Annotated in this window: 24 protein-coding genes; 13 read left to right on the top strand and 11 right to left on the bottom strand. The window is 37.6% G+C overall.

What is annotated here, in order from left to right; genetic code table 11:
- Positions 1-39 precede the first annotated feature (39 nt).
- Positions 40-1,656, bottom strand: coding sequence for a phosphoenolpyruvate carboxykinase (ATP) (gene pckA / locus ABIQ28_RS15700; protein WP_348039053.1), 1,617 nt, complete (start codon positions 1,654-1,656; stop codon positions 40-42).
- 60 nt (positions 1,657-1,716) lie between these two features.
- A complete protein-coding gene (locus ABIQ28_RS15695) occupies positions 1,717-2,112 on the bottom strand; it encodes a DUF423 domain-containing protein (protein WP_348039021.1) in 396 nt (131 codons plus the stop codon).
- 84 nt (positions 2,113-2,196) lie between these two features.
- Between ABIQ28_RS15695 and ABIQ28_RS15690 the strand changes: the two genes are divergently transcribed.
- Positions 2,197-3,561, top strand: coding sequence for a saccharopine dehydrogenase C-terminal domain-containing protein (locus ABIQ28_RS15690; protein WP_348039019.1), 1,365 nt, complete (start codon positions 2,197-2,199; stop codon positions 3,559-3,561).
- Between the two features lie 151 nt (positions 3,562-3,712).
- Positions 3,713-4,183 (top strand): Lrp/AsnC ligand binding domain-containing protein, encoded by a 471-nt coding sequence (locus ABIQ28_RS15685; protein WP_348039017.1) that lies wholly within the window; start codon positions 3,713-3,715, stop codon positions 4,181-4,183.
- Positions 4,184-4,315: 132 nt separating this feature from the next.
- Here ABIQ28_RS15685 and ABIQ28_RS15680 read toward each other — a convergent pair whose 3' ends face one another.
- The 3 genes from ABIQ28_RS15680 to leuS form a co-directional block, all read right to left on the bottom strand.
- Positions 4,316-5,038, bottom strand: coding sequence for a Bax inhibitor-1 family protein (locus tag ABIQ28_RS15680; protein WP_348039015.1), 723 nt, complete (start codon positions 5,036-5,038; stop codon positions 4,316-4,318).
- 97 nt (positions 5,039-5,135) lie between these two features.
- A complete protein-coding gene (locus ABIQ28_RS15675; RefSeq protein ID WP_348039051.1) occupies positions 5,136-5,831 on the bottom strand; it encodes a zinc metallopeptidase in 696 nt (231 codons plus the stop codon).
- 245 nt (positions 5,832-6,076) lie between these two features.
- On the bottom strand, positions 6,077-8,890 hold the full coding sequence (leuS, locus tag ABIQ28_RS15670; protein ID WP_348039013.1) for a leucine--tRNA ligase: 2,814 nt from the start codon (positions 8,888-8,890) through the stop codon (positions 6,077-6,079).
- A gap of 195 nt (positions 8,891-9,085) precedes the next feature.
- Here leuS and ABIQ28_RS15665 point away from each other — a divergent pair, with 195 nt between their 5' ends.
- The 7 genes from ABIQ28_RS15665 (at position 9,086) to ABIQ28_RS15635 (ending at position 14,068) form a co-directional block, all read left to right on the top strand.
- Entirely contained in the window at positions 9,086-9,964 is an 879-nt protein-coding gene (locus ABIQ28_RS15665; protein WP_348039011.1) for a permease-like cell division protein FtsX, read from the top strand.
- 400 nt (positions 9,965-10,364) lie between these two features.
- On the top strand, positions 10,365-10,634 hold the full coding sequence (locus tag ABIQ28_RS15660) for a DUF3098 domain-containing protein (RefSeq protein WP_348039009.1): 270 nt from the start codon (positions 10,365-10,367) through the stop codon (positions 10,632-10,634).
- Between the two features lie 73 nt (positions 10,635-10,707).
- Positions 10,708-11,589: an undecaprenyl-diphosphate phosphatase gene (locus ABIQ28_RS15655; protein ID WP_348039007.1), complete on the top strand. Its 882-nt coding sequence runs from the start codon at positions 10,708-10,710 to the stop codon at positions 11,587-11,589.
- The gene (truB, locus tag ABIQ28_RS15650) at positions 11,582-12,277 is read left to right on the top strand and encodes a tRNA pseudouridine(55) synthase TruB (protein WP_348039005.1); all 696 of its coding nucleotides are present in this window, start codon (positions 11,582-11,584) and stop codon (positions 12,275-12,277) included. The genes ABIQ28_RS15655 and truB overlap by 8 nt, the downstream gene beginning before the upstream one ends.
- A gap of 172 nt (positions 12,278-12,449) precedes the next feature.
- Positions 12,450-12,692 carry a hypothetical protein gene (locus ABIQ28_RS15645; protein ID WP_348039003.1) on the top strand — a complete coding sequence of 81 codons (243 nt, stop codon included), beginning with the start codon at positions 12,450-12,452 and terminating at the stop codon, positions 12,690-12,692.
- Between the two features lie 89 nt (positions 12,693-12,781).
- Complete coding sequence (locus ABIQ28_RS15640) at positions 12,782-12,988, top strand: type II toxin-antitoxin system RelE/ParE family toxin (RefSeq protein WP_348039001.1); 207 nt, start codon at positions 12,782-12,784, stop codon at positions 12,986-12,988.
- Between the two features lie 294 nt (positions 12,989-13,282).
- A complete protein-coding gene (locus ABIQ28_RS15635; RefSeq protein WP_348038999.1) occupies positions 13,283-14,068 on the top strand; it encodes a TonB family protein in 786 nt (261 codons plus the stop codon).
- Between the two features lie 6 nt (positions 14,069-14,074).
- Here the strand turns inward: ABIQ28_RS15635 and ABIQ28_RS15630 are convergent, their stop codons facing one another.
- Positions 14,075-14,698 (bottom strand): thioredoxin family protein, encoded by a 624-nt coding sequence (locus tag ABIQ28_RS15630; RefSeq protein ID WP_348038997.1) that lies wholly within the window; start codon positions 14,696-14,698, stop codon positions 14,075-14,077.
- Positions 14,699-14,788: 90 nt separating this feature from the next.
- On the opposite strand from ABIQ28_RS15630, the gene ABIQ28_RS15625 reads away from it, so the two are divergent.
- A complete protein-coding gene (locus tag ABIQ28_RS15625; protein ID WP_348038995.1) occupies positions 14,789-15,352 on the top strand; it encodes a DNA-3-methyladenine glycosylase I in 564 nt (187 codons plus the stop codon).
- Between the two features lie 69 nt (positions 15,353-15,421).
- Here ABIQ28_RS15625 and aat read toward each other — a convergent pair whose 3' ends face one another.
- From aat to ABIQ28_RS15610, 3 genes are all read right to left on the bottom strand, one after another.
- A complete protein-coding gene (aat, locus tag ABIQ28_RS15620) occupies positions 15,422-16,066 on the bottom strand; it encodes a leucyl/phenylalanyl-tRNA--protein transferase (protein ID WP_348038993.1) in 645 nt (214 codons plus the stop codon).
- A gap of 98 nt (positions 16,067-16,164) precedes the next feature.
- On the bottom strand, positions 16,165-16,539 hold the full coding sequence (locus ABIQ28_RS15615; RefSeq protein ID WP_348038991.1) for a DUF3127 domain-containing protein: 375 nt from the start codon (positions 16,537-16,539) through the stop codon (positions 16,165-16,167).
- 69 nt (positions 16,540-16,608) lie between these two features.
- Positions 16,609-17,478, bottom strand: a complete 870-nt coding sequence (locus ABIQ28_RS15610; protein ID WP_348038989.1) for a flavin reductase family protein — start codon at positions 17,476-17,478, stop codon at positions 16,609-16,611.
- A gap of 176 nt (positions 17,479-17,654) precedes the next feature.
- Here ABIQ28_RS15610 and ABIQ28_RS15605 point away from each other — a divergent pair, with 176 nt between their 5' ends.
- Together ABIQ28_RS15605 and ABIQ28_RS15600 are read left to right on the top strand one after the other, a co-directional pair.
- Complete coding sequence (locus ABIQ28_RS15605; protein WP_348039049.1) at positions 17,655-18,806, top strand: HAMP domain-containing sensor histidine kinase; 1,152 nt, start codon at positions 17,655-17,657, stop codon at positions 18,804-18,806.
- Positions 18,807-18,989: 183 nt separating this feature from the next.
- Entirely contained in the window at positions 18,990-19,169 is a 180-nt protein-coding gene (locus tag ABIQ28_RS15600; RefSeq protein ID WP_348038987.1) for a hypothetical protein, read from the top strand.
- A gap of 3 nt (positions 19,170-19,172) precedes the next feature.
- On the opposite strand, the gene ABIQ28_RS15595 is transcribed toward ABIQ28_RS15600, so the two are convergent.
- Positions 19,173-19,562, bottom strand: a complete 390-nt coding sequence (locus tag ABIQ28_RS15595; protein WP_348038985.1) for an HIT family protein — start codon at positions 19,560-19,562, stop codon at positions 19,173-19,175.
- 229 nt (positions 19,563-19,791) lie between these two features.
- Positions 19,792-20,268, bottom strand: a complete 477-nt coding sequence (gene greA, locus ABIQ28_RS15590) for a transcription elongation factor GreA (RefSeq protein WP_348038983.1) — start codon at positions 20,266-20,268, stop codon at positions 19,792-19,794.
- A gap of 152 nt (positions 20,269-20,420) precedes the next feature.
- Here greA and ABIQ28_RS15585 point away from each other — a divergent pair.
- Positions 20,421-20,815 (top strand): hypothetical protein (locus tag ABIQ28_RS15585; RefSeq protein WP_348038981.1); only part of this gene is annotated, 395 nt, incomplete at its 3' end.

Raw genomic sequence — 20,815 nt, 5'->3', positions numbered from 1 at the left:
AAAATTTTGAATCGCCTTTTTCTTTATCTATTACTTGGTCTAAAACGCATAACGTTGCGGACCGCCTCTTCTGATTTCCTCATTTGCAAACTCCTCATATTTCTTGAAGTTTTCTCTGAAGGCATTACTCAATTTAAAGGCTGTTGTATAGTAGGCTTCATCATTATTCCAAGTCGTTCTTGGACTTAATACTTCAGTTGGCACTCCAGGACAAGATCTTGGTTGCGCAGTACCAAAAACAGAATGGATGTGGTAATCTTCGTAAGTATAGTCTCCTAAATCGCCATTCAATACTGCATTGATCATGGCTCTGGTATATTTCAATTTCACTCGGGTACCGATGCCATAAGGGCCGCCTGTCCAACCTGTATTAACCAACCATACTTTAACCCCAGTTTCAGTTATTTTCTGACTTAACATTTCAGCATATTTTGCGGGATGTAAAGGCATAAAAGGAGCGCCAAAACAGGCTGAGAAATTCGGGACAGGCTCAACAACGCCAGCTTCAGTTCCTGCCACTTTTGCGGTGTAACCAGAAATAAAATGGTAAGCTGCTTGACTCGGGGTCAATTTTGAAATTGGAGGTAAAACACCAAAGGCATCAGCCGTTAAAAAGAAAATGTTTTTTGGATTCTTACCAATAGAAGGCACTGCAATATTATCAATATGATCAATTGGATAACTTACACGTGTATTTGGTGTAATGGAGACATCATCAAAATCAACAACGCCATTGGCATCTAAAATGACATTTTCCAAAATGGCGCCTTTCTTAATGGCTTTGAAAATATCAGGTTCATTTTCTTCACAAAGATTGATCACTTTAGCATAACAACCGCCTTCAAAATTGAATACGGTGTTTTCCTTAGTCCAACCATGTTCATCATCTCCAATCAATCGTCGGTTAGGATCTGCGGACAAAGTTGTTTTTCCAGTTCCAGACAATCCGAAGAAAATTGCGGTATCATTGTCTTTACCAATATTGGCACTACAGTGCATTGGCAAGGTGTCTTTAAAAACGGGTAGAATAAAGTTCAAAGCAGAAAATATTCCTTTCTTAATTTCCCCAGTATATCCAGTCCCTCCTATCAATGCGATTTTTCGAGTAAAATCTAAAATAGCAAAGTTATGTTGGCGTGTGGCATCCACAGCAGGATCGGCCATAAAACCAGGGGCATTAACAATGGTCCATTCCGGAGAGAAGTTTTCCAATTCTTTTTCTGTCGGACGTAAAAACATGTTGTCGGCAAACTGATTGCTCCATGGATATTCGGTAATGACGCGAATGTTTAACTTGTATTTTTCATCAGCACAAGCATAACTATCTCTTACAAAAACTTCTTTACCTGAAAGGTAATCGACTACTTTATCGTATAGTTTCTGAAAATCATTGGGATCAAATGGAATGTTAACATCTCCCCACCATACGCGATCTTTAGTAACCTCATCCTTGACAATAAATCGGTCCTTTGGTGAGCGTCCTGTAAACTCCCCAGTATTAACTGCTAGGGCACCAGAAGATGATTCTACCCCTTGCCTATTGGCAATAGTGATTTCATGCAGTTTTTCTGGAGATAATTGATAGTGTACTACGGCATTTTTTATACCGTACTGGTCTAACGAAATCGATTTCGTAATTTGGGCGTTATTGGCCATAATATTAGTGTGTTGTTTGTTCTGCAAAATTAAACATTATTTTTACTTAGGTCTCCTTTTTCAAGAATTATCCCGCGAGACCTTTAAAAAGTTTATCATCATTAAAGTCCAAGCGACAATGAGTAGTAATCCACCTATTGGCGTTATAAAACCTATACTTTTAAAGTTAATTCCTGTGAACTCCATGGTCGCCAGACCATAAATAGAACCCGAAAAGAAAACCATACCTATCAACACCAGCACATAGATGGTTTTCTTTGCTTTTTGGCCTAAAAACGTCGTTCCTCCAACAAACAATAACATCAACGCATGATACATTTGATAGCGCACACCTGTTTCAAAAGTTTGTTGTGCTTCTACAGAGATCAATTGTTTTAATCCATGTGCTCCAAAAGCACCTAGTGCAATTGCAACAATCCCTAAAACCGCTGCTGTAATCAAAATTGTTCGATTCATATATTTATATTTTTGGTTTCAATAACCGAGAGTATTTAGTAAATTCGTGTTTACAAAAAGCAAAATTACTCAACAATTCTCATTATGCGAAAAATTTTAGTCATAGGTTCAGGAAAATCATCGTCTTACCTAATTAAGTACTTATTGGATAAATCATCCGAAGAGGATTTACATGTTATTGTTGGGGATATTGATATAAAAAATGCACAAAAACTAATTAACAACCATGAGAATGGACAAGCGATTACTTTAGATATTTTCAATAAAACATCGCGAAAGAATGCTATTGAAAATGCCGACATTGTCATCTCCATGCTTCCTGCAAGATACCATATTGAAGTCGCCAAGGATTGCGTGGCCTTTGGCAGACATTTAGTAACCGCTTCCTACGTGAGTAAAGAGATGGAAGACCTCAACACTGTTGTAAAGAATAAAGGTCTAATTTTTATGAATGAAATTGGCGTTGATCCAGGAATTGATCATATGAGCGCCATGAAAGTTATTGACAAAATTACAGCAAAAGGCGGTAAAATGGTATTGTTTGAATCGTTTGCTGGCGGATTGGTAGCTCCAGAAAGCGACAACAACCTATGGAACTATAAATTTACCTGGAACCCACGAAATGTCGTGATTGCTGGCCAAGGTAGTGCTGCTAAATTCTTACAGGAAGACGATTATAAATACATCCCTTACCATCGTTTATTTAGAAGAACTGAATTTTTAGAAATAGAAGGTTACGGACGCTTTGAGGCTTATGCCAATAGAGATTCTCTAAAATATCAAAGCGTTTATGGACTGGACAAAATTAAAACCTTGTATAGAGGCACCATGCGCCGGGTTGGTTTTAGTAGAGCATGGAACGTATTTGTACAACTAGGAATGACCGATGACAGCTATACCATCGATGACAGTGAGAACATGAGCTATCGCGATTTTGTTAATGCTTTTTTACCTTACAGCCATACCGATTCTGTAGAACTTAAATTTAGATTATCGCTGAAAATTGATCAGGACGATATTGTTTGGGAGAAGTTTGAAGAATTGGACATTTTCAACAGTACCAAGATGGTAGGACTTAAAAAAGCAACCCCTGCCGAAATTCTTCAAAAAATATTGATGGACAGCTGGACGCTTGCAGATGATGACAAAGACATGCTGGTCATGTATCACAAGTTTGGCTACGAACTGAATGGTAAAAAGCATCAGATTGATTCCACCATGGTCACTATTGGCGAGGATCAAACCTATACGGCAATGGCAAAAACAGTGGGTTTACCTGTAGCCATGGCTGCTCTTGCAATTTTAAATGAAAAAATAACCACTCCAGGGGTTCAAATACCGATCACTAAAGAAGTTTACGATCCTATTTTAAAAGAATTAGAGGACTTTGACATCAAGTTCACTGAAAAAGAAATGCCTTATTTGGGGTATAATCCTTTGAATGTGTAAAGTAGCTGGAAGTTCGAAGCAAGAAGCTTGGAGTTGAATTTAGCTATGATAATTAATGACATCATTTTAACATAAAGGGATACTTCGCACTTCATGCTTCGTGCTCCTAACTCCGAACTTAAAAAGATTCCCGCCTTCGCGGGAGGTAAACATGAAAATAGTCAATCAAAATATTCAAATTGACGGTATCGACAAAAAGATACTGCGTGCTTTGATGGCCGATGCCAGAACACCTATATTGGAAATCGCCAGAAAGGTAGGCATTTCTGGCGCTGCGATACACCAACGCTTGAGAAAGTTGGAGAAATCTGGTTTGATATCAGGATCCAAGTTTGTCATCAATCCGAAGGTACTGGGCTATACGACCATGGCTTTTGTGGGAATTTATTTGGATAAGGCGATGAGCAATCCAGAAGCCGTAAAGCAACTCCAAAAAATACCTGAAGTATTGGAATGCCATTATACTACGGGAAATTGGAGTATTCTGATCAAAATCCTTTGTAAGGATAATGAACATTTGATGCATTTACTTAATAAGGAAATACAATCGATCGCCGGCGTGTCGCGAACCGAAACCTTTATTTCATTGAATCAGCAGATTGACAGGCAGATTGAGGTGTAAATTAGTTGGCAGTGTTCAGACTTCAGTTGGCAGTCTTCAGTTGGTAGTCTTTCGTTGGCAAAGTAAGTATCTATTTAAAACAAAAACTCCTGAAAATTTCAGGAGTTTTTTGTTTATTTGATTTTGATGAAATTAATCTCTCGACATGAAAATTTGAAGGACATACCAGAACAATAACATTAAAGAAGCAAATAGACCCAATGCGGCTGGAATATAATCATCTGTTGAGTATTTGTTGACCAAGTTGGATGTTTGGTACAAAATAGATCCACCTGCCAAAAGACACATGCCGACTGAGAACCATAAACCCAAGTTAAATCCGAATAAGGTTCCCGCAATAATTAATCCTATAGCGATAAAAAAGCCAACGGTCAAACCTGTTTTAAGGAATGAAAAATCCTTTTTAGTCATAAATACAACGGCAGATAAACCTGTAAACAAAGCTAAGGTCACAATAGCTGCTTGATTCAAGATCTCTGGACCTGAATCCATATAAAATGCTGCAATGTATATTAAAGGCACAAAAATTAAGGCTTGGGCCAAAACATATAATCCAAAAGCCAAATATTGTTTGTTCTTATCTTGTGATTTCATGGTCATTCGCTCTGCATAACTGGTAATGAACATGAAGCCTCCTAACATAATTAACCATTTATAGCCTTGAGTCATTGACATCATAAAACTGACAATGGTTTCACTTTGCAGCAACAAGTATTCAAAAATGATGAACATTAAAACACCTCCTGCGACGTGTCCATAAGTTTTTTTGTAAAAATCCACACGCTCAGCATCCGTGGCCTGCACCAATAGTTTTGCATCAAAACTGTTAAAATGGTTTTCAGTAGGTTGTTCCATAAATTAAGGCATTTAGTTAAAGGTTAAAAATAGAAGAATAAATTGACCGAACAACAAAAATTTGTGTTCGGTCCTTTTCTAATATAATATTATAAAATTAATCTCTTCCGCCAAAGACTTGCATTGCCCAATATAGCAAAGAAGCTAAAGCACCAATTGCAGCCACCAAATAGGTTCTGGCAGCCCATTTAAGCGCATCTTCTGATCCGGCATATTCTTCTGGAGTCAGCATATTTTTGCCTTTTAACCAAGCTAATGCCCTGTTACTGGCATCATATTCAACAGGTAAGGTGATTAAGCTGAACACCGTTGCAAACCCCATAAATACCAGTCCTGCGACAGCAATATAGTAGCCAAATCCAGCACCTGCAGCGGCACCTAAAACCAAACCACCAATCACTAACCATTGTGACATGCCTGAAGTCACACTCACCACAGGCACCAATGCTGAACGCATTTTTAAAGCAGCATAAGCTTGCGCGTGCTGTACGGCATGGCCACATTCATGAGCAGCAACTGCAGCCGCAGCCGCATTACGCTGATCATAAACAGCTTCACTTAAGTTAACAGTTTTATTTTTTGGATTGTAATGGTCCGTCAATTGCCCTTTTACGGAAATCACTTCCACATCACGAATCCCATTATCGGCCAACATTTTTTCAGCGATTTCCTTTCCGCTCATGCCATTTCTTAAATGGACTTGTGAGTATTTTTTGAATTTGCTTTTTAATTGATTGCTTACCAACCAACTGACTAGTGCAATACCACCAATCAAGATCCAATAACCCATCATTCCTGTTCCACCCATGTTTATTCTTATTTTAAATTCAATCTAATATAACAAAAACTAAGCCAATTTGACCTTATGAAATTTTGTCAGTTGTTTTGATGATTCTTCTTATTAAAAGTGTCGACTTTCAAAGCCTGAAACGAAAGATATACCACCTTGCCTTCTATTTCTTTTCGGAAACAGAAGCCACTCCTCCTTCATTTCGACAGGCTCAATGACCACCAAGCAGGAGAATTTCTTAGGATTTTCTACCCAACAATATTCACAATTTTACCAGGCACAATAATCACCTTTTTAGGCGTGCGCCCTTCCAAATGCGCCATGGTTTTCTCGTGAGCCATCACAGCTTTTTCGATTTCAGCTGCACTCAGATCCATCGGCAACTCTAAGGTAAATTTCATTTTCCCGTTAAATGAAATTGGATAATTCTTAGTACTTTCTACCAAATGACTCGCATCAAATTCAGGGAACGATGCCCGGGAAATAGATTCGTCATGTCCTAATTGGCTCCATAATTCTTCTGTAATATGTGGTGCATAAGGCGACAATAAAACCAAGAAAGGTTCCAAAATTGCCTTACTCGTACATTTCTGAGCCGTCAATTCGTTGACGGCGATCATAAATGTAGAAACTGAGGTATTAAATGAGAAGTTCTCAATGTCTTCTTCAACTTTTTTAATAGTTTTATGAAGTGTTTTTAAATTATCTGGGGTTGGTTCCGAATCGGTAACATTTAAACCGTTATCTCCCACATACAATTTCCAAAGTTTCTTAAGAAAACCGTTAACGCCTGTAATTCCTGCCGTATTCCAAGGTTTAGCTTGTTCTAATGGCCCAAGGAACATTTCATAAAGTCTTAAACTATCCGCGCCATATTGCTCACAAATGGAATCTGGATTGACGACGTTGTATTTGGATTTCGACATTTTATCGACTTCACGACCTACAATGTACTTACCATCTTCTAAGATAAACTCAGCAGACTCAAAATCTGATCGCCATACTTTAAAAGCTTCAATATCCATTTCATCAGACGCATTCACAAAATTCACATCCACATGAATTTCTTGGACTTTATAATCTCCAATTAGATTTTTTGACACAAACTTCTGTGTACCTTCAATACGATATACCAAAGCACTCGTCCCCAAAATCATTCCTTGGTTGATCAACTTTTTAAAAGGTTCTTCGATACTTACAAATCCTCTATCTTTTAGGAATTTGACCCAAAATCGAGAATAAAGCAAATGGCCAGTAGCATGTTCACTTCCGCCAATGTATAAATCGACGTCTTTCCAATAACTCAAAGATTCTTCACTTGCAAAAGCCTCATCATTATGAGCGTCCATATATCTGAAGAAATACCAAGAACTACCTGCCCAACCTGGCATGGTGTTTAATTCAAGGGCAAAGACCGTTTTATTATCAATCAACTGATTACTGACCACTGAACACTGTTCTGTGTCCCAAGCCCAAACATCGGCGCGGCCTAAAGGCGGCTCGCCGGTTTCGGTTGGCAAATATTTTTCGACTTCTGGCAAGCGGATAGGCAAATGTTTTTTATCAATCATTTGCGGCATGCCGTTCACATAATAAACCGGGAATGGCTCGCCCCAATAACGCTGGCGCGAAAAAACAGCATCACGCAAACGGTAATTGGTTTTACCTTCACCTTGATTTAATTTTTCAAGTTCTGAAATGACTTTTTTGGTAGCTTCTTTATAACTTAATCCGTTAAGAAAATCAGAGTTCGCAATGATCACATTATCTTTTGAAACGTAGGCTTCCTCTGAAATGTCAACTCCTTCAAAAATATTAGGAATCGGAATATTAAAGTGTTTTGCAAAGTCATAATCGCGTTGGTCGCCACAAGGAACTGACATCACTGCGCCTGTTCCGTAACCTGCCAATACGTAATCGCCAATCCAAATTGGAATTGCCTCTTTTGTAAAAGGATGTTCTGCATAAGCGCCAGTAAATGCACCAGAAATCTTTTTGACGTCGGACATGCGGTCGCGTTCGCTACGTTTTGCAGTGGCTTGAATGTAGGCTTCTACTTTTTGTTTTTGTTCAGAAGTTGTAATTTTAGATACTAAGTCATGTTCTGGCGCTAAAGTCATAAACGACACACCGAAAATGGTGTCAGGTCTTGTCGTAAACACAGAAACTCTGAACTCTGAACTCTGAACTCTGAACTCCACATGAGCTCCAACCGATTTTCCAATCCAGTTGCGCTGACTTTCTTTTAAAGATTCTGTCCAATCGATAGTATCCAAACCTTGAAGCAAACGCTCCGCATATGCAGAAATTCGCATGCTCCATTGGGTCATTTTTTTTCTGACCACCGGATGACCTCCACGCTCTGAAACACCGTTCACAATCTCGTCATTCGCCAAAACGGTTCCTAATGCTGGACACCAATTGACTTCAGTTTCCGCCAAATAGGTCAGTCTGTATTTTAAAAGAATTTCTTGTTTTTTTTCTGAAGAAAACGCATTCCAATCGGATGCTGAAAAGCTTTCGATATGATCATCACAAACAGCATTGACGTTTTTATTGCCTTCTGAAGCAAAAAGAGCTGTCAAAGTTTCAATGGATTCTGCTTTATTCGTATCGTTATTATACCAAGATTCAAACAATTGGATGAAAATCCATTGGGTCCATTTGTAATAAGACGGATCAGAAGTACGCACTTCCCTGCTCCAATCAAATGAAAATCCAATTTGATCCAACTGACGGCGATAGGTTTTAATATTTTCTTCCGTAGTCAAAGCTGGATGTTGGCCCGTTTGAATAGCATATTGTTCCGCAGGCAAACCAAAACTGTCATAACCTTGTGGGTGCAAAACGTTAAAGCCTTTATGGCGTTTGTAGCGCGCATAAATATCGCTTGCAATATAGCCTAACGGATGTCCCACATGTAGTCCTGCACCACTTGGGTAAGGAAACATATCGAGCACATAATATTTTGGTAGCGTACTATTATTTTCGGCTTTGAACGTTTGGTTTTTGGCCCAATAGTCTTGCCATTTTTTTTCTATCTCGTTGAAATGGTAATTCATAAAACTTGGTATCGTTAATATCTCGCAGAGCCGCAGAGGCGCAAAGCTTATTTTAAGAAGAATAACATAGCGTCTTTGCGAGAACATTATTCAGACCGCAAATTTAAACTTATTATAACACTATTGAAATTTAAACGTTGTAAACCCTAAGGGAATAGATTTCTTTCATATTTTTACAGCTTCAACTAAAATTTTATGAGTTCATCTTTTGACAGATATCAAAAACGGAGATTAATTTCGTCGTACTTTTCAGTGGTTATTAGTATCGCTTTGGTCCTTTTTTTATTGGGCTGTTTGGGACTTTTGGTTTTAAATGCTAAAAAGGTGGCCGACCATTTCAAGGAACAGGTAGTCGTGACTATTTATTTAAACGATTCCGCAAAAGAAGTTGAAGTGAACCAGCTAGAAAAAAGTCTGGCCATGGCTGAATACACTAAAAGCACCGAATATGTATCAAAAGAAGCCGCAGCCGAATCAATGAAAGCGGAAACTGGCGAGGATTTCATGGATTTTGTCGGCTATAATCCCTTGCAGAATTCGATTGACGTGCATTTGAAAGCCGATTTCGTGACGACTGAAACCTTGGCCGCCATAACCGAGGAATTGTCCAATAAAAAGTTTATTGAAGAAATTCGCTATGACAATGATTTAGTGGAATTAATGAATGACAACGTTAAAAAAATCACGTTTTGGGTATTGGTCATTAGTGGGATTTTCACATTGATTGCCGTTTTATTAATCAACAGTTCTATCCGACTAGCAGTTTATTCCAAACGTTTCATCATCAAAACCATGCAAATGGTGGGTGCGACCAAAACATTTATACGCAGACCTTTTGTATTTCAAAGTGTGAAATTGGGAATTATTGGCGCCATTATTGCTGTTATTGGAATGGGCATTGTAGTCTATTATCTTGATCAAAGCTTTGTGGAATTGGAATTACTCGCCAACCCCATTTTAATTGCCGGTTTGTTTGCGGTCATTTTTCTTTTGGGAATTCTTATTACTTGGGTCAGCACCTTTATTGCGACACAACGTTTCTTGAATTTGAAGACTGATGCGTTGTATTATTAATGCTTCGACAAGCTCAGCAACCGCAATTAGACAAACTGATTATATGGATTGAATTAAATTCGAAGCTAAAATCTCATGTTGATTTAATTTTCTCTTTGCGACCTTTGCGAAAAACCATTGTGCCCTTGCGTTTAAATAGAATCTTAATGCTTTAACCGCAAAGAACGCAAGGTCTAACGCAAGAGACGCCATGAAATTGGATATGCTACGTTAGTTTTTATACGATTTTAGATGGATCTCTCAACAACCATCTATAGGCTTTCAAGTCATGAGAAATAATTAAATCGAAACGCTATTAGCTTTTTCAAATTCCTCAGCAAATCCGAAGTATTTAGATACTATTAACAAAAAGGTTTAAATAAATCCGTTAATTTGCAACCTATTGAAAATTTCAATTGTCATGGGAGAAAAAAAACGTAAGGAAAGCGCTAACAACAACTTCATTTTCGGAAGAAAAAATTACATGTTTATGCTTATTGGCTTGGGCATTATTGCACTCGGATTCATATTAATGTCCGGTGGTGGTAGTGAGGATCCGAATGTATTCAACCCGGACATCTTTAGCTGGAGACGTATCCGTTTAGCACCAACTTTAGTGCTAATTGGTTTTGGCGTTCAAGTCTATGCTATTTTACTCAACCCGAATAAGGACGCGAAATCCAAATCTTAAATTCCAAATTCCAACTCTCACTCATTCCCGATTTCTGGAATTTGGTCCTTGAATATTAAAAGTTTACCCACCTATGAATTTACTTGACGCCATTATTTTGGCAATTATTGAAGGTCTTACCGAATATTTGCCTATTTCTTCTACGGCGCACATGGGTTTTACGGCAGCTTTAATGGGTTTACCTGAAGGGGAGTTTTTAAAAATGTTTCAGGTTTCTATCCAGTTTGGCGCCATTTTATCGGTGGTTGTTTTATACTGGAAGAAGTTTTTCGATTTTTCCAATCTCAATTTTTATCTCAAATTAGTTATTGCAGTACTTCCTGCATTGGTTTTAGGTTATTTATTTGATGATGCCATCGAATCGGTTTTAGGAAATCAAATTGCCATTTCGAGCGTATTGATTTTGGGTGGCATCATATTGATCTTTGCAGATAAATGGTTTCAGAATCCAAAAATTTTAGACGAAAAAGACATCCCTATTAAAAAAGCATTGGTCATCGGTTTTTGGCAATGTTTAGCCATGATGCCTGGCACAAGCCGTTCGGCAGCATCAATTATTGGCGGAATGTCGCAAGGATTGAGCAGAAAAGCTTCGGCCGAATTTTCGTTTTTCTTAGCTGTACCAACAATGGCAGCCGTAACCGTGTATTCCATATTTGTAAAAACTTGGGGAAAAGGAACTACAAATGAAATGAAAGGCTACGAAATGATTTTACAAGATCAAAATCACATCATGCTGTTTTTACTAGGCAATGTTGTTGCATTTGTTATTGCCATGATTGCTATCAAATTTTTCATTGCTGTACTAACTAAATTTGGTTTTAAAGCTTGGGGCTGGTACCGAATTGTGATTGGCATCATTTTATTGGTGTATTTCTGGAACGTTCCAAATAACGAAATTCAGAATCAAAATATTTCAGAAATAACCATGACACAACACTCTACCAATGATTAAAGCAGAAGATTTTCAGGAAGGAAAAGTTCTCTTAATTGACAAACCTTTGCATTGGACCTCTTTTCAAGCAGTGAACAAATTGCGTTGGGAAATACGTCGCGCCCATAAAATCAAAAAGATTAAAGTTGGACATGCTGGAACTTTAGATCCGTTAGCATCAGGCTTATTAGTGATTTGCACGGGCAAAATGACCAAAAACATTGATAGTTTTCAGGCGCAAATCAAGGAATACACAGGTACTTTTGTTTTAGGAGGCACGACACCTTCTTATGATCTTGAAACTGAAATTGATCAAACTTACCCAACCGAACATCTTACGGACGAATTGATCCGCAACGCAACAGCACAATTTATTGGCGAGATTTCACAATTCCCACCCGTATTTTCAGCACTTAAAAAAGATGGCAAACGCCTGTACGAATTTGCACGCGCTGGCGAAGCCGTCGATATTCCGTCCAGACAAGTGCATATTTCAGAGTTTGAAATCACACGAATAGTTAACTTAGAAGTTCATTTCAGAGTGATTTGCAGCAAAGGCACTTATATTAGATCCTTAGCCCATGATTTTGGGCAAGCACTTCATTCTGGCGCTCATTTATCGGCTTTACGACGCACTAAAATCGGCGATTTTGATGTTGAGAATGCAGTATCTATTGAAAATTTCATTAAAGCACTTCCTTCAGAATAATTTTTAATACTTTACTTTTATCTAAAGAAAGAAAATCTTTCAAGTGTTTCAGTCTTTCTAAAACTCATACTATTTAAGCTTTTCTCTTAGTTAGACGCATATATTTATGTCCTGCGGCATTAGGAAAAATCAACAAGATTTCGGATATTTAATATTATAAAAGGAATAAATAATGGAAGCTATTGATAAAATAAGAAACCAATTAATAGACAAAATTCTATCCGTAAAGAACAAAGACCTTCTGAAAGCTATAGATAAATTAATTACCTCAAGCACTTCTGAATCAGAAATCGTAGCGTTAACTGACGAGCAAAAAACCATGTTGGAAATGAGCGAAGAGGATATCAAGAATGGTAAATTGATTTCCCAAGAAGCTATGGAGAAACGAAATACTGAATGGCTAAACGCAATGTAGTTTGGACGAGAACAGCCGACATACAGTTGGTCGGGATTTTGGAATATTGGGTCAAGAGAAATGAATCGAACTTCTAATCAAAGAAGCTTTTGAAATTAGTTATCCAAAGAACGGAGCAAATCGCTGAAAAACCATTTATCTACAAAGCGACTGATTTTAAAAATGTAAGAATAGCTTCAATAGGAAATTATAGTATTTATTACAAAGTAACGAACGACCAAATAATTATTTCTGCTTTTTGGGATAATCGACAAGATCCAAAAAAGCTTTTGAAAATTTTACCAAAAATGCATTAACATTCCATAAATAGCTATTCATAATGACTTCATCCAACTCTTTCTAAGATTCTCTCATATTTCGAAAAATTTAAATATGCAAAAACCAAAATAATTCACAATTATTCCTGGTCAAACCCTTTAATTCCATCGTTAACACACCCAATTTCAGTAGAAAAGGATTTGGTTATAAGGAGGAAGAAATCAATCAAGTGCATCTATCTCCCCAGAGTTTATGTTGTTTTAAACTTTTTTACTTACTTTGACGTATATATCCATGCACATTGCATTGAAATTAATTGAAATCTATTTTTTTTGGAATTTGTAGAAAAACATAAGGCCTTTATCATTACCGCATTAATCAGCGGTACACTTGTACTTGCGCTGTTTGCTGTGAGCATCAAAAAGCACGCGGAAATGGTTACTGAAAGTTATTATGAATTGCCTCCGCCCTTAACCCCTGAAGAACAAAAAATATTAGAAGCTTTAGCCATGACGGACCCTAATATTTCAGAAACCAATAAAGCCTATAATTCGGAGAATGAATTTAAAGAAATGATGAAGAACTTCAAGTCTGTGAGTTCTGATGATTTCGACAAAAACGCTAAAAAAACAGAAACCGAAGTTACTGAAACTCCAGAAGAAGTATCAGATGTTCAAAATACCCCGGCTGCTCAGGATTATTCGTTAAATGAAAATGAACTGTCTTCCTACAGTAAAATCAATAATGTAATTGCCATGCGATCTGCTGAAAAGCGACAGGCAGCCAAATCAAACGGCAACAATTCCACCAATAATTTAGCAAACAACTCTGCAGTTAATACCAATAGTAGCGTATCCTATAGCTTGGTTAATCGCAAGGATAAATATTTACCGCCGCCAGTTTACTTATGTGAAGAAGGTGGAAAAATCGTGATCAACATTTCCGTAAATGCTTTAGGCGAAGTCACTGAGGCTTACGTCAACAGCTCCTCCAACTCAAAAAATGCTTGTTTAACTGAAAGTGCCCTTCAATATGCCAACGAGGCGCGATTTAGTCCTGATGCTTCCAAAATCAAGCAAATAGGTTCTATTACCTATTATTTTAAAGGAAAGAAATAAATCTTTCTAAACTACTCCCAAAAGCAACAACAAATCGGCAATGGTACTTTGACCTTTATCTTTATTGTACCACATTTGCAAGTTCTCCTTCAATTCATCGGTTACGGCACCATGTTTCGTGATATAATCTTTAACCAGCGAAGTAGCAACATTTGGTCTGGGCCCAAAAGTATTCAAAACTTCACCTGACGTATTATCAATCATGATCAACTTCGGAATCGATTTTCCTCCATTGGTCAAAAATTGCTGCATAATTGCATCATTTTCATCACGCAATACCAATCTCAGCTTAATATTTGGGTTGAGCTCGGCAGCTTTATTGATTACAGGAGTAACATGTGCCGCATCGCCACACCAGCTTTCAGTAAGCAGTAACCAAGTAATATCGCCTTTAAATGCTGCAATTTTTTCCTGAGCTTCAGCCGATACTTTGATGGTCTTATCCCAACGCTTCATCCGCTGCTCGTTTAACGCCGTATAAGCCACCATCTCTTCGCTTTTATCCAATCCTGTAGTGGATTTTGTAGCCACTAATTCCGTCATTAACAATCGGTAATCTTGGTAAGACATACTATTGTTTAAGCCTTCTTTTATGATGCTTTTTATTTCGTTGTGTGTAATCGTATGCATAATTATAATTTTCTGCAAATTTAACCCAATTTTAGATGATATTGGGTAACAGTTGTTACATTAGTAGTTCAAATTGATACCTCTAAAAAAATGGAAAAACAACGCTGTGGTTGGTGCAAAGGTGATGCGCTTTATGAGCAATATCACGACATTGAATGGGGTGTTCCGGTAAAAGATGACGCTATACTTTTCGAGTTTTTACTTTTAGAAACCTTCCAGGCAGGGTTAAGCTGGATTACCATTTTAAGAAAGCGTGAAAATTTCAAAGCAGCCTTTGACCAGTTTGATTATAAAAAGATAGCACACTACAATCAAGATAAAATTGACAGTTTACTTCAAGATGCAGGAATTATCAGAAATAAGTTGAAAATTCAGTCCGCAATTAACAATGCCGTAGCATTTATGACAGTTCAGGAGGAATTTGGTTCCTTTTCCAATTATCTATGGGGATTTATAGATGGCAAACCGATCAAAAACAAGGTCAAGAATTATAAAGAAGCCCCTCCAACAACTGCGCTAAGTGATATCATCAGCAAAGATTTAAAAAAACGAGGCTTTAAATTTGTGGGATCAACGGTCATTTATGCCAATATGCAGGCTGTAGGTATGGTTAACGACCATGAAGTGGATTGTTTTAGATATAATGAAGTTTAAAGAAACTCAATGCTCAAAAAATCAAATTCCAAATTCCAACAATTTGGCCAGGATTTGAAATTTGGATTTTTAAAATTTGGAGTTTTTTTGGAGATAACTTAAAAACTCATCACGTCGAATTTCCTCAGCACCCAAACTATCCAAATGCTTGGTGTACACTTGGCAATCGATAATTCTATAATGAGTGTGTTGAATAAAACTGATAAAAGCCACCTTGCTCGCATTGCTGACTTTGGCAAACATACTTTCGCCACAAAACACGCCGTTGCCCAAATCAATACCATAAAAGCCACCAACCAGTTTCTCATTTTGCCACACCTCCACAGATTTCGCATATCCTAATTGATGAAGCTCGGTGTAGGCTTTGATCATCTCCTGTGTAATCCACGTACCTGCCTCTCCTGATCGCTTTGCTCTGGAACATTCGGCAATCACAGACTCGAAATCATTATTAACCGTAACGGTAAAATCTTTATTGCGAAGTACCTGAGCCATGCTTTTCGAGACTTTTAATCGGTCAGGAAATAAGACAAATCTGGGATCTGGCGTCCACCACAAAATCAAATCTTCATCGCTATTGAACCATGGAAAAATGCCGTTTTGATAGGCCAAAAGCAATCGCTCGGCAGACAAGTCGCCACCTACAGCCAACAAACCCTCTGAAGTGGCTTGGTTTTGGTTTGGAAACTCTAACTTATCTGTAAGTAAAAACATTTCTCGTGTATTTTTAAAGGCTGAATATGACAAAAAAACCCCAATGCTTGCCACATTGAGGTTAATTTATGAGATTTCCACCTTCGCGGAAAGACTAATTAAAATGGTAGATCGTCGTGATCGTCCTGGTTTAAATCGCTTGCTGCGGCAAACGGTTGTGCAGGAGCTGCTGGAGGCACACCACCAGAAGTAGCATCTTGTGCACTTTCAATTCGCCATCCTTGGATAGAGTTAAAATATTTAGTTTCGCCTTGTGGATTGATCCACTCTCTTCCTCTCAAATTGATGCTCACTTTCACATTTTGACCAATGTGATAGCTATTTAACAAATCTGTTTTATCCTGTACGAACTCAACCATAATATGTTGCGGATATTGCTCTTCAGTAGTCACTACCAACTCTCTTTTTCTGAACCCACCACTTCCAACAGTTTGAGTTTCTCCTATCATTTTGACTTTTCCTTGTACTTCCATTTGACTAATTATTTAATATTACTATTTTCTATTCTTATTACTATTTTCTAATTCTTCGCATTTCTTATTTTACGAAAGCAGCAATTTCCAAGCACTGTCCACATCTCCATAACTCAGATAGTTTCTGGCCATTTTTTGTTTTTGGCGATGTGTCATCTCATTAATATCGGCATGATGCTCACTCATATTTTTAACAAATTCTGCAACCGTCTCGGCCGTTGGTAAGGTTTCAATATTACCTAACATCCCTAAATCATTGCCCGTAAAAATCATACTATTTTTAATCGCATCAGGCATCGCATCAATACCAATACCTCGTGTTTGTAACGGCTTTGGAACTTCGAAAAAGCCCGTTTTTGCTCGACTATAAAAATCGCCACCAGCCCTTGCCACCAAATCCAATTTTTCTTGGTCGATGACCTGATTACTATCCAAAACATCTTCAGAAATATGCAATTTTATGACTTCGCAAATGATTAAGTTTCCCGCACCACCTTCAGTTCCTAATTTAATAATTTCATTGACCTTACACTCCATTTGAATAGGCGATTCCGCAACTCTAAACGGCTTAATAAGATCTGATTTTAACATGGTCAAACCAGCTTTATGAAATTCATTAATCCCTTTCTCGTATTCTGTGCTACTTAAAGAGGCTTGATGAACGAGATCATAATTCACAATATTAATGACTACTTCCCTAGTTGCTTCCACGTTTTCCAAAGTGTGTTTTACACTGTTGTCTCTTACCCGTCTTGCAGGAGAAAAAATCAGTATTGGCGGATTCGCACTGAACACATTAAAAAAACTAAAAGGCGATAAATTCGGATTCCCATCAACATCCATAGTACTTGCAAAGGCAATCGGGCGCGGTGCTACAGCACTCAGCAAATAGCCATGTAATTTACCTGTAGACAGATCTTTAGGATCAAAACTTACCATCTCAAAAAATTATTAAATGCAAATGTAACCATATTGTCAAACCTACAAAAATGATTTAGAACAAGAATCAAACAATAATATGAACATTATTGCATTAGGTAAGTTACGCTTAATAAATTTTAGTTTAAAGATTTTCTATTTGGCGAATTCTTTAAGTATATTTAAAATTACAAATGATGTCTTACACTATGAACCGACATATTTTACGGTGGACAATTATAGCCTCGTCTTTTATTATCATCTCGCTAATTTTATGGAACACCTATATCTTTTTTCAAAATTTTAAAGCCGAAGAGCGCATCAAAATGCAAAATTGGTCGTTTGCGCAATCTGAACTCCTCAAATCTGAAACCGATGAAAACGTCGATCTGACCCTGAAAATCTTAAGCAGCAACCATACGACGCCTATGCTAGCTATTTATAAAGATGGAAGTTTAGGAACTTATAATAATATTGATGAAAAAGCCATTAAAAATCCTGTTACCGTAAAGTATCTCATTGAAAAATTTAAAAGTGAAAACAATCCTATTGACGTCTATTATAACAAAGAAATCTATTATACCATTTACTATGGCAACTCACCATTAATTAATAAACTGAAATATTACCCGCTAGCCTTATTGCTCATTATTGTGCTATTTGCCGCGGTGGTTTATTTCTTTTATCGCAGCTCCAAAATTGCAGAACAAAACAAACTATGGACCGGAATGGCCAAAGAAACGGCACATCAAATTGGCACTCCACTATCGTCATTGATAGGCTGGACCGAGATTTTACGCTCTGAAGATGTCAATCCTTCTTATCTTTTAGAAATTGAAAAAGACATTTCACGGCTGCAGACCATTACCGAACGCTTCAGCAAAATCGGCTCCATTCCAACGCTCATAAAAGCGGATATTGTCAAAGAAACAGTGGAATCCTACGAGTATTTAAAAGCGCGTTCCAGCACCTTAATTGATTTTAAAATTGAAGCGCCAGAACATCCCATTTATGTCGATTTAAACACCCAACTTTACAGTTGGACCATTGAAAACTTAGTAAAAAATGCGATTGATTCCATGAAAGGAAAAGGCGGATTAAAAGTAAGCATCATTGAAAACGAAAAAGATGTTAGAATCACGGTAACCGACTCCGGTAAAGGCATTCCAAAAAGTTTATTTCACAAAATATTTGAACCTGGGTTTACCAGTAAAAAACGAGGTTGGGGCTTGGGACTATCGCTCGCCAAACGAATTGTTGAAGATTATCATAACGGCAAAATAAAAGTCCTTCATTCAGAAATAAACAAAGGAACGACCATGCAAATTTCATTAAAATTAATTCCGTAAATTTGGCCCATGGATCCAAGGTTTTTCACTCTACGCGAAGTCGAATTAAATAATAATTGTCCGGAATGTTATTCCCAAGACGGCTTGCAATTGACCTTTAAACAACGGTTTATTGAAAATTCCTTCTATAAAGCCATTTCAAAAGAAACGTCACACTCTCTTTTTTGTAACACTTGTAAAACCATGATTTTTCCGGTACGATGGACCGACGATATTGAGCGGGTTTTTGACTATCAACAACGGGCAACACCTCCAAAACCTGCTTCATTAAAACTGAAAACACTGTCGTGGATTTTAATTGCAGTATTGGTCGGTATAGCAATAACCTCAGCAGTTTTGGTCCTAGAGGTTTTTAAGAATTAGAATTTATAATCGGTCGGAAATTCTTTTCGCTAGCGCTTCAAACTCCCCCTTATCCAATTGAACTTTCTTCGTAAAACGAATATCATCCATAGTATGCAGCGGAATTAAATGCACATGCACATGTGGCACTTCCAATCCCACAACCGACATCCCCACACGTAAACAAGGCACTGCTTTTTTAATGGCAATAGCCACGCTTCTTGAAAACTCCATCAGTCCGACATAGGTGTTCTCATCCAAATCAAAAAGTTGATCGACTTCAATCTTAGGGATACAAAGCGTATGCCCAGGTGTATTGGGATTCACATCTAAAAACGCCAGAAAATCTTTCGTTTCTGCAACTTTGTAACATGGAATTTCACCATTAACTATTTTTGTAAATATTGATGCCATTTGTTGTTTATTGTTTGTTGTTTAAGTGAAAATCTTAATTCTTAATTCTTAAAAAATCTCCCTCACTTTCTACCCTCTAAAATCTATATTCTATCCTCTTAGGATAAATATAAAAAGAAAATTCCTGTTAGAATTGATCTTAACAGGAATGTTGTGTTTATATAATTTTTAAAGGTCATCTACAGAGATTAGATTCACTGAACCTAAAGGCTTCCATGCTTTGCAGGGGTTATTCTCTTGAAATGTCTAAAATCTCAAATTTCAGAATGCCATTTGGCACCTGGATATCGGCAACCTCTCCAACCGTTTTACCCAAAAGACCTTTTCCAATAGGCGAATTGACCGAAATTTTGCCTGACGCCAAGTCAGCTTCACGATCAGCTACCAAGGTGTAGGTCATTTCCATCCCGTTGGTTTGGTTTTTTATTTTTACGGTCGAAAGCACCAATGCTTTGGTACTATCCAATTGCGATTCGTCAATCAAACGCGCACTCGACAGCATGGCTTCAAGCTTAGAAATTTTCATCTCCAACATGCCTTGTGCCTCTTTAGCAGCGTCGTATTCGGCATTTTCACTCAAATCTCCCTTATCCCTAGCCTCACCAATTGCGCGTGATGCTCTTGGACGTTCTACATCTTTTAAATGATTGAGTTCTTCTCTCAATTTTTTCAGACCTTCTGCAGTGTAATAAGATACTTTACTCATAATTTCTTCGTTTTACTGTATATAAAATATGCTGAAACCCCGTTTTGGAGAACAGCATAAAAAAATCCCGCTTCCACGAGATATAAAACAAATATACATAATATTTATGTCAACTTTGATATTGTTGTAAATTGCAATACAATTTATTTCTGATGAAACACTTTTTTTTAATTATCAGCTTGATGTTCTTAACGACCTGTAGCAGAAACAATAGCGATGCAAATTGCAAATTCCTGGTCAACGCCGCTGTGAATGTCACACTCAATATGAATTTACCACAATACAGTCAACTGCAGTTTACCAGTAATTCTGTTTATGTGGCCAATCAGGGAAATAAAGGGGTCATCGTTATGAATGTTGGCAGTGGCTTTCGTGCTTGGGATGCTGCTGATCCCAACCATGAACAAACCAGCTGTTCCTTACTTACAATTACTGGCGCCAATGCAGTTTGTGGCTGCACTGACGCCAATACTTATAGTTTATTTACAGGAGGTTCCATTGGCAAACAATTACCTTGCGGACTCAAGGAATACCGCGTATCCAGATC

This window comes from Gelidibacter sp. (assembly GCF_039916245.1).
GTDB lineage: Bacteria > Bacteroidota > Bacteroidia > Flavobacteriales > Flavobacteriaceae > Gelidibacter.
This window is presented reverse-complemented; position numbering and strand designations above follow the sequence as displayed.